Below are 12254 nucleotides of genomic sequence, written 5' to 3'. Positions count from 1 at the left end.
TTCTGTCAGCGTCCGGGTTCCAGGGCGTCAATGAGTAGTTCGAGCGGCTCGGTGAGCTGCAGTACCGCGTCCCGCTCGGCCGGGTCCGAAAGCTGGCCGGCGATCGTACGGATGTCCTGCACGCCTTGCCTGGCCCGGTGGGTCCGCTCGATCGCGGTTCCCCAGTCGGCGTTCGCCATGCCGAAGACGCGGGACGCCTCGATGAAGGCCGGGCTCTCGACGTACGGCACCTGGCGGGCGTTGGTGAGAATCTCCTGCAGGTTGTCGACGTCCACGGCGGCACGATTCCGGTCGGCCGGGTGCAGCTCAGTCAACAGGCCGGTAAGGCGGGATACCTGCTCCGCAAGGCCTTCCACGCTCAGCTTGGCTGTAAGGCAGGCCAGCATCACCTGGTCGTACTCGGCGCGGAACTCGTCGTACCCCATCAGTGCTGTCTCCAGTCTTGTAGCGCGGCTGCCAACACTAGTCCCGGCCGAGGCCTTGGTCGCGACCCACAGCTGGTCCAGCGGGCTTTGCCGCGACGGCCGCACCAGCGCCGACGGGAGTGGCTGCACCGGCCTGTACGCCCTGCAGCGGCTTGGTGCCGCCTTGAGCCATTGCCATGGCGTGAGCCAGCTCCGCCTGCTTGGGGTTTGTCTCGGCCGAAACCTCGGCCACCTTCGGCTGCAGGCCTCCGGTCGTCGCGACCTCCTGCTTGATCGCGGTGATCTCCTTCTGCCCTGCGTCGAACGCTTCGCTGCCGATCTCGGCGGAGCGGGCCCGCTGCTGATCCGGTTGCAACCCCTTCAGGTCGGCGAGCGTTCCGAAGGGAGCCTGCATCGCCTGCTCGACCCGTTGGGTGGCCTGAGCCAGTTGAGCCGGCGGCACGATCTTGTCCAGGCCGGCGGCCTCCGTGACGATCTTGGTTGCTACCGGCCACTTCTCCGCGGCGTTCACCACGTTCATCTGGCGCAGCACTTCGTTGCTGTCGACACCGGATACCTCGCTGATCCGAGTCGCCAGCGCGTTGGCGGCCGGAGCGAACTGCGGGTACGACTGACGGCCTTGGACCTCTTTGAGGCCTGGGGCGATCTTCTCGAGGTCGAGCTTGTCGATGTACAGGTCGAGGTTCGCATAGCTCCAGGCCTCGGTGACGCCTTCCTCTATTGCACGCACCGGTGGATTCTGGAACGCCTGCATCGCGTCAGCGTGGCTAGTGCCCTCCGCGGACAGCATGTGCGAGTTCTCGTGCAGCACGGTCTTCAGCGCGTTCCGGTAGGCCAGAACGGTTGCCGGATCCTGCTGCACGCCCTTGTGCTCGTACATCTGCTTCAGCGGTTCGGTCACGTACTTGTCGTCGTAGAGCACACCACCGTCCCACGACGCCGTACCGAGGATGACGCCGTTTTCGACCTGGCGGGTCGGGCCGATCTTGCCGTTCCAGTTCGAGTGGTGCGCGCCGGTGATCGCGACGGCCGCGTGATGCTGCTGCGCCATCAACTCGTCGTAGCTGCGCGGTGGCGTGTTCACTGCTCCGCCTCCCGCGCCTCGATCTCCAGGGACTCCGCCAGCATCGCGAGCGACTCGTTCAGGCTGAGAATGGCGTGCTGCTCGTTCGGGTCGGACGATTCCTCCGCGATCGCGGTGATCTCGCGGATACCGGTGAGGGCCCGCTCGATCCGCTGCGCGGCCGTGCCGTCGGGATCCCCGGCGCGCGCCATCGCCTCGGTGGCCCGCTGCATCCGGTCACCCGCCTCGGGGGACAGCTCCGACTCCCACTGCCCCAGCTGGAACTCGGCCTTCACGCGATCCGCCTCGACGAGTTGGGGGACCAGCGCGCGCAACCGGGCCAGGTCGGCCGTGCCGCCGTTGCTCCAGTCGCCGTAGGCCTGCTTGTAGGCCGCCAGGAACTCCGCGTACTCCATCAGTCTCTCCCCATTTCGGGTCCGGGCCGGCCCGCCGGTTTCGCCGCCTTCGCGGAGTCACCAGCCGGTACGACGTTCGCGCTTACCGATTGCAGCGGGGTTGTGCCCCCGTTGGCAAGGGCCATCATGCGTTGCAGTTCGGGATCGACCTTCGGCGCCTGGACGTCCTTCGCCTGTTCGGTGGCCACCTCGGCGGCCGGTCCCGCCGTACCAGCCTCGCGCATCGCGCTGATCTCCGCGCGGCCACTACGAACCGCGGCCAGTCCGTGCAGTTCACTCTGCAGCGCCAGCATCTTCCGATCGCCGGTGAGACCCCGGAGCGGTTCGAGCTCGGCCCGCATGGCCTGTTCGATCCGGTTGCGGGTGGTCTCGTGCTCCACTGCCGGGAGTCGCTGCGGCAGGTCACTAGCCTCGAACGCCATCCGGGCGGCCATGGGCCACTTCTCGGCGGCATTGACCCCGTTGAGCCGCCGAAGCACCTCATCCTGGCCGAGGCCCGTGTCGGCGCCAAGCCCGGTCGCGAACGCCTGAGCCGCCGGGGTGTACTGCGGATAAGCGTTGCCGATCGAGACTTCTTTGATGCCTGGGGCGATCTTGTCCACGCCCAAGCGCTCGATGTACTCGTTCAGGTGGGCCTTGGTCCAGGCCTCGGTGACGCCTTCTTCGAGCGCGGTGCCCGAGCCGGTCTGGTAGGCCTGCGCGCCCGCGACGTGCTCCGTGCCCGGGCCACTCAGCATGTGCGAGTTCTCGTGCAGCAGCGTGTCGATAGTGTCCTTGTAGAACCAGAGCGTTCTCTCGTCGTGCTGCTGGCCGGCCGTGGCGTACATCTGGTTGAGCTGATCGATGACCCGAGGCACGTTCAGCTCCATGTCGCCGTTCCAGTGCGCGGCACCGAGTGGGCCGTTCACACTCTCCAGCACCTTGCCGCTGAACGACGAGTGGTCCGCGCCGCTCAAAGCGACCGCGACCTCCGCCTGTCGCCGCAGGATCTCCTCGACCTCCGGGCGCTTCGGCGTCGGGTCGACGAACTGCTTCTCCTTCTTCTCGCTCACTGCTCGCCATCCAGCGCGAGAGACCCCGCGAGCAGTACGAGCGGCTCAGCCAGTCGCAACACCGCCCGGGCGTCGCGCTCATCGGCTTGCACCTCGGCCAGCTCATTGAGCTCGGCAACGGCTTGCTCGGCTGCGGCGATCCGGTCGGCGGGTGAGCCTTGTACGGCCTGGGCCCGCGTCACGATCGCAAGGGCCTCCTCGGTTGCCGGAGGCATCGGCCCGGTGTCCTGCCGGTCCACGATGGCGCGAAGTTCGTCCAGCTCTGCCACGGCCCGATCGCGATCGGCCGGTTCGAGCTGGCCGGAGAACGCCGTCAGCCTGGCGAGCTCGTCCCGCAGATCCAGCCCGTCGAGCCCACCGCTCATTCCCGCGCGCAGCACTGCGTCGTACTCGCGGCGGAAGTCGTCGTACGTCATAGCGCCAGTCTGCAACCCAGAAGGGCCAGCCCGTCCGTCTTGTTCGACCACTCGCGGAAGGACAAGACAGCGAAGAAGGGGTGTCTCCGGTTGGAGACACCCCTTCTCGAGGGAGCTGGATCAGCGCTCGATCTCGCCCTTGATGAACTTCTCCACCAGGTCGCGGCAGACGTCATCGGCGTACTGCTCGGGCGGGGACTTCATGAAGTACGACGACGCGGACAGGATCGGGCCGCCGATGCCACGGTCCTTGGCGATCTTGGCGGCGCGGATCGCGTCGATGATGATGCCGGCCGAGTTGGGGGAGTCCCAAACCTCGAGCTTGTACTCCAGCGACAGCGGCACGTCGCCGAAGTTGCGGCCCTCGAGCCGGATGAAGGCCCACTTGCGGTCGTCCAGCCAGGCCACGTAGTCCGACGGGCCGATGTGCACGTTGCGCGGGTCGATCTCGTCGGTCAGCTGCGAGGTGACGGACTGGGTCTTGCTGATCTTCTTGGACTCGAGCCGGTCGCGCTCCAGCATGTTCTTGAAGTCCATGTTGCCGCCGACGTTCAGCTGGTAGGTCCGGTCGACGGTGACGCCGCGGTCCTCGAACAGCTTGGCCAGCACCCGGTGGGTGATGGTGGCGCCGATCTGCGACTTGATGTCGTCGCCGATGATCGGCACACCGGCCGCGGTGAACTTGTCGGCCCACTCCTTGGTGCCGGCGATGAAGACCGGCAGCGCGTTGACGAAGGCGACGCCCGCGTCGATCGCGCACTGCGCGTAGAACTTCGCCGCCTGCTCCGAACCAACCGGCAGGTAGCAGACCAGCACGTCGACCTGAGCGTCCTTCAGCGCGGCGACGATGTCGACCGGCTCGGCGTCGGACTCGGTGATGGTCTCGCGGTAGTACTTGCCCAGACCGTCGAGGGTGTGACCGCGCTGGACCGAGACACCGGTCGGCGGCACGTCGCAGATCTTGATCGTGTTGTTCTCGCTGGCGCCGATGGCGTCCGCGAGGTCCAGGCCGACCTTCTTGCCGTCGACGTCGAACGCCGCCACGAACTCCACGTCGCGCACGTGGTAGTCGCCGAACTGCACGTGCATCAGGCCGGGCACTCGCTCGTCGGCCTTCGCGTCACGGTAGTAGTGCACGCCCTGAACGAGCGAGCTGGCGCAGTTGCCGACACCGACGATCGCTACACGGATCGAGGTCATCTGGGAACTCCTTCGGTTGGAATGTAGAGCGGGGCGGTAGTGCTGTGTCACACAGACCCCGGGGTACGTCGCTGGCCCGGGTCTTGCTCGCCGGTCGCCTCAGGTGCGGCGCCGGTTGTCCCCCCGGGTGGTGCGAGCTGGCGGCGTTCACCGTCGATCAGCTCGTTCAGCCAGCGAACCTCGCGCTCGGCCGACTCCAGGCCGTGCCGTTGCAGCTCGAGGGTGTAGGCGTCGACCCGTTCGGCCGTTCGGCTCATCGCCGCCCGGACCCCGGCCAGCCGCTCTTCCATCCGGGCCCGGCGGCCCTCCAGAATGCGCAGCCTGGTGGCGGGATCGGTCCGGCCGAAAAACGAGAACCGGACTCCGAACGTTTCGTCGTCCCACGCGGACGGACCGGCCTCATGCATCGCCTCGGCGAAGTGGTCCTTGCCCTCGGCAGTGATCGTGTACACGATGCGCTGCCGACGGGACGCGTCCGTGGTACTGGCCTCGGCGTCGATCAGGCCTTTGCGCAGCATTGCCTTCAGGCAGGGGTACAACGACCCGAAGGACAGCACGCGACCCCAGCCGAACTGGGCGTTCACGCGCTTGCGGAGCTCATAGCCGTGCATCGGCGCCTCGTGCAGCAGACCGAGTACGGCGAGCTCCAAGACGGCGTTTCGCGATCCCATCAGCGCACCTCCTCTGGAACTTCCCGCTGCACAGTTTGTCATGACCTGATGTATCGAGTCGATACATCAAGTCGCACTGTACGCACGGCTTTCAGTCGCACTCAACTCCTGACATGACAGCTAGAGCTGTTACGTCAGCGTCTTTCGGCCGTTAGATGTCTGAACCGAGTGGCCAGTGACGAACCGGGAGCGCAGAGTGGCGGACCACGGCAAGCACGCGAAGCACGACGAACTGGAGGCGGAAGGGCCGTTGGCCCGGGTGGCGCTGCGCTTCACGGCGTTCACCGAGAAGTGGTTGCCGGATGCCTTCGGCTTCGTCCTGGTGGGCACCTTCGTGGTGCTGGTGTTCGGCCTGTTCACGGGTGAACCACTGCTGAAGCGGCCGGACGATCCCGCGGTGAGCAAGGGCATGGGCCTGATCGACGCCTGGGGCCAGGGCTTCTGGAGCCTGATCACCTTCACCCTGCAGATGGCCATGATCATCATCGGTGGCTACGCCGTCGCCACCTCCGGACCGGTGGCCCGGCTGATCGCCCGGCTGGCCCGCATTCCGAAGACCCCGCGCGCGGCCGTCGCCTTCGTGGCGGCGATCGCCATGGTCGCGTCGTACCTGAACTGGGCCTTCAGTCTGATCTTCGCCGCCATCCTGGCCCGCGAGGTGGCCCGCAACGTGCCGAAGGCGGACTACCGGGCGCTCGGTGCGATGGCCTTTCTCGGTCTCGGTACGGTCTGGGCGCAGGGCTTGTCCGGCTCGGCCGCGCTGCAGGTGGCGAGCGCGAGCAGCAGCCCGGAGCCGGTCCAGGAGGTCATCCGCGAGGGCGGCCGGGCCAGCGGGCTGATCCCGTTGAGCGACACGATCTTCACCTGGCAGGCGCTGCTCGCGACGTTCTGCGTTTTTGTGGTCGGCGTGGGGATGGCCTGGCTGATGGCGCCGGGCGAGACGAACTCGCGCACCGCGACGGACCTCGGTATCGAACTGCGCCCGCTGTTCGGTCGTGGTTCCGCCTACAACGGCTCGAACAAGGAAGGTCCGCGGCGGCCGGGTGACTGGCTGGAGCACTCGCCGGTGTTCAGCGTGCTGATCGTGCTACTGGGCGTGACGTACCTCGTGCGGTACTTCGCCGGCAAGAACTTCTTCAACGCGCTCGACCTCAACACGGTGAATCTGATCCTGTTCCTGCTCGCCATGCTGCTGCACTGGCGCCCGTGGCGGATGGCCCGGGCGGTTCGCGACGGCGCGCCCGCGGTGTCCGGCGTGCTGCTCCAGTTCCCGCTGTACGGCGGCATCTTCGGCATGATCGCGTACACCGGTATCTCCGCCCGGCTGGCCGGCTGGCTCGTACAAGCGTCCAACCAGTTCTTCTTCCCGCCACTGGTCGCGCTGTACTCCTGCATCCTCGGCGTGTTCGTGCCGAGTGGCGGCAGCAAATGGGTGATCGAGGCGCCGTACGTGCTGGACGCGGCCAACCAGCTCAAGGTCGACGCCGGCTGGATGGTTGTCGTGTACGACCTCGGCGAGGCCAGCGCGAACCTGCTGCAGCCGTTCTGGATGCTGCCGACACTGGCGGTTCTGGGGCTCAAGGCCCGCGACATCATGGGTTACACCTTCACCATGTTCCTGGCCTGCTTCCCGGCGGCACTGATCGTTGTGACGCTCCTCGCACCGCATGTGACCGGGTAGCCCGATGACCGCCGGACGGGTTTTCCGGGGCGCCAGGGCTGGGCGGTACCATCCCCGGTTAGTGATCAGTCCAGGACTGGGCATTACCACAGTCCCCGTACTCTGGGTCGCAATGACTTCAGCGAGATCGTCGAGGATTGCACCGTGAGTGAAGGTCGTAGGAAAGCGAAACCCGTCAAGTCGCGCGCCAAGAAACACTGGGCGGTGCGGGTTGCGGGCTGGCTGACCGCGTTGTTCCTGCTCGGCATAATCGGTGCCGCCGCCCTGTTCTTCATCGGCTACGCCACCACTCCGATCCCGGACCCGAACAAGCAGTTCAAGACGAACACCTCGACGGTCACCTATGTCGGCGGCCAGCAGATGGGCTCGTTCTTCGGCGAACAGAACCGGGAGTCGCTCCCGCTCAACGCGATTCCAGCGCACGTACAAGAGGCCGTGATCGCGGCCGAGGACCGGACCTTCTGGACCAATCCGGGTGTCTCACCGTCGGCGATGGCGCGGGCGGCGATCAACATTGCCCGTGGCAAGCAGCTGCAGGGTGGTTCGACGATCACCCAGCAGTACGTGAAGATCATGTACCTGACCCAGGAGCGGACTCTCTCCCGGAAGTACAAAGAACTCTTCATTGCCACCAAGCTGAGCCGTCAGCACGACAAGAAGGAAATTCTTGAGGGCTACCTGAACACCATCTATTTCGGTGACGGTGCCTACGGCATTCAGGCGGCTTCGCAGACGTACTTCAGCAAGGATGTCCATAAGCTCTACCCGAACGAGGCGGCCTTCCTGGCCACCATTCTCAACAACCCGAGTCGCTTCGACCCGTCGGACGGCGAGCCTTCGAAGACGCGGGCGCTGGGTCGCTATCGCTACGTGCTCGACGGCATGCTGCAGGCGGGCGTGATCAAGCAGGAGCACTACAACTATTGGGTCAAGCAGTTGCCGACCCTGCACAAGCCGCCGAAGAACAGCCGCTACAAGGGCACCCAGGGCTTCCTGCTGCATATGGCCAAGCAGGAGCTCGAGGACCGTGGATTCGATCCGGAGCAGATCAGTGGCGGTGGCCTCCGGGTGCAGACCACCATCGATCTCGGCCTGCAACAGGCGGCGGTGAAAGCAGCGCTGACGGAGCATCCGAAGAAGACGGACAACCTCTACATCGGTCTCGCCTCGGTACGACCTGGTACCGGCGAACTGGTGGCCATGTACGGCGGAGCGGACTATCTGCAGAGCGCGCTGAACTGGGCCCGGCTCCGCGCTCGGCCGGGTTCGGCCTTCAAGCCGTTCGCGGTCGCCGCAGCGCTCCAGGACGGCAAGAACTTCGAGGAGAGGTTCCAGGGCGACAGCCCGATCGAGGTCCAGGGCGCGGAGTACGGCAACGAGTTCGGCCATGACTTCGGCCCGGTCAACCTGCTGCAGGCCACGAAGAAGTCGGTCAACACCGCCTTCTACGACCTGATCGACAACAAGATGGAGGACGGTCCGGAGAAGCTGGTCAACGCGGCCGAGGCGGCCGGCATCCCGAAGACCGATGTGCTGGAGGTGGCCAGGAAGAACCCGGCGACCGTGCTCGGGCCCGACCCGTATGCCTCTCCGGTGGAGATGGCCAACGCCTACGCGACCTATGCCGCTGACGGCATGTACGCGCCGGTGCACATCATCAAGCAGGTGAAGGATGCCAACGGCAAGGTGCTGTTCAGCGCCGACAAGGAGTACGCCCCGAAGGAGGCCGTGCCCAGGGAGATTGCGGTGGGCACCAGCTACGCCATGCAGCAGGTGGTGAAGAAGGGCGGCACCGGTACGGAGGCGCGCAAGCTCGAGCGGCCGGTCGCGGGGAAAACCGGCACCGCGGGCGGCGTCGCATTGGAACACCGTGCGGAGAACGAAAGGTGTGGCGGTTGTAAGGACAACTCGGACACGCTGACCTCGTGGTGGGTGGGCTACACGAAGCAGTTGTCGACCGCGGTCGTCTACCGGGCCGGTAAGACGAAGCTGCCCAACGGCAACGTCGTCATGGGCGAGGGCGACCTCGACCCGTACGACAAGACCACCGAAGCCTTCTTCGGTGGCAAGTGGCCGCTGCGTACCTGGCTGGCCTTCATGGAGCCGGCCCACGCCGACCAGCCCAAGCTCGAGTTCACCGAGCCGTCCGACGAGATGCCGGAGGCCGACCCGACGCCGACCCGCACTCCGTCGAGAACGCCTACGAGCACTCCCACCAACTCGACGACCCCCACGCCGACGCCGACTCCCACGCCGACGCCGACCCCCACGCCGACGCCGACGCCTACGGATGAGACTGAGCCGCCGACGATTCCGCCGACGACGAAGACACCTAAGCCGACGAAGTCGCCACGGCCTACGATCACGATCCCCACGGGTCCGCCGACGAGTGAGGAACCGACCGAACCGGCTGATCCGCCCGAGTAGCACCGGCCGGTTCGACGGGCGGGGCGGCATGTTGCCCCGATATGCGGCACGATGGGTGCCGTGCCACCACTGACCACGCCTGACAAGCCGGTGCTCTCGACCGTTCACGAGCGCGATGCCGAACAAGAGGCCCCGACCCAGGCAGACCGGTCGGTGGCCGGTCTGAGCGTGGGACTGGGTGGTCCGGCCGGGCGGTTCGGCCGCTTCGGGCGGTCCTGGTGGACGCCGTTGCGGATCGCGCTCGCCGTCTGCACGATCACCTTCGGTCTCGGCGTACTGCAGAAGGCGCCCTGTATGGACGCGGGCTGGGACCGGCAGAACTGGCGCCCGTTCAAGGCGATGTGTTACTCCGACATCGGCTACCTGTACCAGGAGCGCGGGTTCGCCGTCGGCAACAAGCCCTTCCTCGACACCGGACCGTACCCGGTGCTGGAGTACCCGGTACTCACCGGTGTCTTCATGCAGGCGGCCGCCGAGCTCACCTGGCTGGTCACCGGCGATCCCAAGCAGGACCTGACCGACAAGCAGAAGCGTGATACCGCGGGCGTCTTCTTCGTGGTGAACATCGCGCTGCTGTTCGCGTGCGCGCTGATCCTGGTCTGGCTCACACTGGCGACCGCGCGCGGCGTGGCCAAACGCCGTGGCGCGCCGCGGGGGCAGCCACTCGACGCTTTGTACGTCGCGGCCGCTCCAGCGCTGGCGGTGACCTCGACGATCAACTGGGACCTGTTCGCGGTGGCGCTGACCGCCGGGGCGATGTGGGCCTGGGCGAAGGGCAAGCCGGTCTGGTTCGGCATCCTGCTCGGCCTCGGTACGGCGGCGAAGTTCTACCCGTTCCTGCTGCTCGGGCCGCTGCTCATCCTGTGTCTGCGCAGTCGCCGGATGGACGCGTGGTTCCAGGCGACGCTGGCCGGGGTGATCTCCTGGGCGGTGGTCAACGCGCCGATCTATCTGCTGGCCAAGGACGAGTGGATGTCCTTCTGGACGTTCAACGACGAGCGCAAGAGCGACTACGGCTCGATCTGGTACGTGCTGAAGCTGGCCGAGCGTGAGGTCGCGGACGTCAACACCCTCAGCATGGTGATCTTCGCCGGGCTGTGTGTCTCGATCTGCATTCTGGGTCTGATGGCGCCGCAGCGGCCGCGGTTCGCCCAATTGGCCTTCCTGACGATCGCGGCGTTCATGCTCGTCAACAAGGTCTACTCGCCGCAGTACGTGCTGTGGCTGCTGCCGTTCGTCGCACTGGCCCGGCCGCGTTTGCGCGACTGGTTGATCTGGCAGGCCTGCGAGGTCTTCTACTGGGCCATGGTTTGGCTACACCTTGCCGGGTTCCTAGCGCCGGGGCAGAGCGAGAACCCGGACAAGATCTACTGGTTCTCCGTAGTTGTCCGGCTGGCCGGCACGATGTGGCTGATGATGGTAGTGACGCGGGACATCCTGCAGCCGGAGAAGGACCCGGTACGGCGCGGAGGCCTAGTCGACGATCCAGGCGGCGGTGTACTCGTCCGTGCATGACGAGCGGGCCGAACCACGGGGGGACACGGGGAGCGGCAGACCACGGGGGACACGGGTCGCTGCCCGCAGAGCGGCGAAGCGTTCGCGTAGAGGCCTAGCGTCGTGGTGGGCGGATATCCGGCCCGAACTGGTTGTACGGGAAACACTCGCCTGGTGGATCATCACCCGCCTCGGCGTCTTCCTGATCTCAGTCTCGGCTCCACTGCTCTACAACCGTGACGAGAACTACCCGAACGTCTGGCGCGCCTGGCTCCAGTGGGACGTCTGGCACTTCAAGGCGATCGCCGAGTACGGCTACGCCAACGGTGAACCCAGCGGTGCGCCGCTGGCCGCGTTCTTCCCGGGCCTACCGGTCCTGATGCGCGCCGTCGGCTGGACCGGTATCGGCCCGGTCGCGGGCGGCATGGTGGTCTCCCTGGTCGCCAGCGCCGTCGCAGGTATCGCGATCGCCCGGCTGGCCCAGCACGAGTTCGGTCGGTACGGCGAAAGCGTCGGGCCTACCGCCGCCTTGATGTGGTTCACCGCGCCGGTGGCCGTATTCCTGGCCGCGCCGTACACGGAGGCCCTCTTCTGCGCCCTGGCCTTTCCCGGCTGGCTGGCTGCCCGGCAGGGGCGGTGGGCCCGGGCAGCGGTTCTAGTCGCTCTGGCCTGCACTGTGCGGGTCTCCGGCGTCTTCCTCGCTGCCGCGCTTGTAGCCGAGTTCCTCACCTCGCGGAAGCGGGAGTGGCGGTCGCTCCCGTGGCTGCTGCTGCCCGCTGTGCCGGTGGTGGCGTTCATGGCGTATCTCCGCGGCATCCATGGCACGTGGTTCGCGTGGCAGGACGCACAGGAGAAGGGCTGGGCCCGCGAGTTCACCCCGCCCTGGACCGCGCTCGTGCATACGGTCGAAGCGGCGACCAAGGGCCACTTCCCGGGCGCCCGGACCGACTGGACCTGGATGTTCCGGGCTGAGCTGGTCACGCTGCTGGTCGGTCTAGCGCTGCTCGCGTGGTTGTTCTGGCGCCGGTCCTGGGGAGAGGCCGTGTGGATCGCGGCGACCCTGGGCGCGTTCGCCACCTCGTACTGGTTCTACTCGCTGACCCGGGCCACGCTGCTGTGGTGGCCACTGTGGATCGCCCTCGCGGTCGTGATCCAGCGACGACCCTGGCTGGGCCGCTTCTACCTCGGCCTGGCCATACCGCTCGCCGTACTCTGGGCGGCCGCCTTCTTCACCGGCCGCTGGGCCGGCTGAATCCCGGTCTGCGGACCGGAAAAAAGAAAGTTGGGAACCAGAGGCAACCCGGCCGAGGGGAGCCACGTCTGTCTGAGTGGATGGGGTGGCGGTCGGGCGGGACCGGCCACCCCTTCCTCACTTCCGGGCGTCCGGGAGAACCGCTCTGGGGCCGGCT

Annotated in this window: 11 protein-coding genes; 4 read left to right on the top strand and 7 right to left on the bottom strand. The window is 66.7% G+C overall.

What is annotated here, in order from left to right:
* Positions 1-5 precede the first annotated feature (5 nt).
* From ACFFGN_RS12810 to ACFFGN_RS12780, 7 genes are all read right to left on the bottom strand, one after another.
* Entirely contained in the window at positions 6-425 is a 420-nt protein-coding gene (locus ACFFGN_RS12810) for a hypothetical protein (protein ID WP_380046846.1), read from the bottom strand.
* A 37-nt stretch (positions 426-462) separates the two neighbouring features.
* Entirely contained in the window at positions 463-1509 is a 1047-nt protein-coding gene (locus tag ACFFGN_RS12805) for a hypothetical protein (protein ID WP_380046844.1), read from the bottom strand.
* On the bottom strand, positions 1506-1904 hold the full coding sequence (locus ACFFGN_RS12800) for a hypothetical protein (protein ID WP_380046842.1): 399 nt from the start codon (positions 1902-1904) through the stop codon (positions 1506-1508). The genes ACFFGN_RS12805 and ACFFGN_RS12800 overlap by 4 nt, the downstream gene beginning before the upstream one ends.
* Positions 1904-2956, bottom strand: coding sequence for a hypothetical protein (locus ACFFGN_RS12795; protein WP_380046840.1), 1053 nt, complete (start codon positions 2954-2956; stop codon positions 1904-1906). The genes ACFFGN_RS12800 and ACFFGN_RS12795 overlap by 1 nt, the downstream gene beginning before the upstream one ends.
* A complete protein-coding gene (locus ACFFGN_RS12790; RefSeq protein WP_380046838.1) occupies positions 2953-3372 on the bottom strand; it encodes a hypothetical protein in 420 nt (139 codons plus the stop codon). The genes ACFFGN_RS12795 and ACFFGN_RS12790 overlap by 4 nt, the downstream gene beginning before the upstream one ends.
* A 120-nt stretch (positions 3373-3492) precedes the next feature.
* Positions 3493-4572: an inositol-3-phosphate synthase gene (locus ACFFGN_RS12785; RefSeq protein ID WP_380046836.1), complete on the bottom strand. Its 1080-nt coding sequence runs from the start codon at positions 4570-4572 to the stop codon at positions 3493-3495.
* Between the two features lie 47 nt (positions 4573-4619).
* Positions 4620-5243: a PadR family transcriptional regulator gene (locus tag ACFFGN_RS12780; protein ID WP_380046834.1), complete on the bottom strand. Its 624-nt coding sequence runs from the start codon at positions 5241-5243 to the stop codon at positions 4620-4622.
* A 175-nt stretch (positions 5244-5418) separates the two neighbouring features.
* On the opposite strand from ACFFGN_RS12780, the gene ACFFGN_RS12775 reads away from it, so the two are divergent.
* From ACFFGN_RS12775 to ACFFGN_RS12760, 4 genes are all read left to right on the top strand, one after another.
* Positions 5419-6924, top strand: a complete 1506-nt coding sequence (locus ACFFGN_RS12775; protein WP_380046832.1) for a short-chain fatty acid transporter — start codon at positions 5419-5421, stop codon at positions 6922-6924.
* Between the two features lie 144 nt (positions 6925-7068).
* Positions 7069-9351 (top strand): transglycosylase domain-containing protein, encoded by a 2283-nt coding sequence (locus ACFFGN_RS12770; protein ID WP_380046830.1) that lies wholly within the window; start codon positions 7069-7071, stop codon positions 9349-9351.
* 60 nt (positions 9352-9411) lie between these two features.
* Complete coding sequence (locus tag ACFFGN_RS12765) at positions 9412-10866, top strand: glycosyltransferase family 87 protein (RefSeq protein ID WP_380046828.1); 1455 nt, start codon at positions 9412-9414, stop codon at positions 10864-10866.
* The gene (locus ACFFGN_RS12760; protein ID WP_380046826.1) at positions 10859-12097 is read left to right on the top strand and encodes a mannosyltransferase family protein; all 1239 of its coding nucleotides are present in this window, start codon (positions 10859-10861) and stop codon (positions 12095-12097) included. The genes ACFFGN_RS12765 and ACFFGN_RS12760 overlap by 8 nt, the downstream gene beginning before the upstream one ends.
* The last annotated feature ends 157 nt before the right edge of the window (positions 12098-12254 follow it).

Source organism: Kribbella deserti (assembly GCF_042434725.1).
GTDB classification, from domain to species: domain Bacteria; phylum Actinomycetota; class Actinomycetes; order Propionibacteriales; family Kribbellaceae; genus Kribbella; species Kribbella deserti.
The sequence above is the reverse complement of the archived record's forward strand: the minus strand, read 5'-3'. Positions and strand labels throughout refer to the sequence as shown.

What these genes read in the sequence shown, in the direction of transcription:
- ACFFGN_RS12810 (WP_380046846.1), bottom strand. Translation starts at nt 425, where the DNA reads ATGGGGTACGACGAGTTCCGCGCCGAGTACGACCAGGTGATGCTGGCC.
- ACFFGN_RS12800 (WP_380046842.1), bottom strand. Translation starts at nt 1,904, where the DNA reads ATGGAGTACGCGGAGTTCCTGGCGGCCTACAAGCAGGCCTACGGCGAC.
- ACFFGN_RS12790 (WP_380046838.1), bottom strand. Translation starts at nt 3,372, where the DNA reads ATGACGTACGACGACTTCCGCCGCGAGTACGACGCAGTGCTGCGCGCG.
- ACFFGN_RS12785 (WP_380046836.1), bottom strand. Translation starts at nt 4,572, where the DNA reads ATGACCTCGATCCGTGTAGCGATCGTCGGTGTCGGCAACTGCGCCAGC.
- ACFFGN_RS12780 (WP_380046834.1), bottom strand. Translation starts at nt 5,243, where the DNA reads ATGGGATCGCGAAACGCCGTCTTGGAGCTCGCCGTACTCGGTCTGCTG.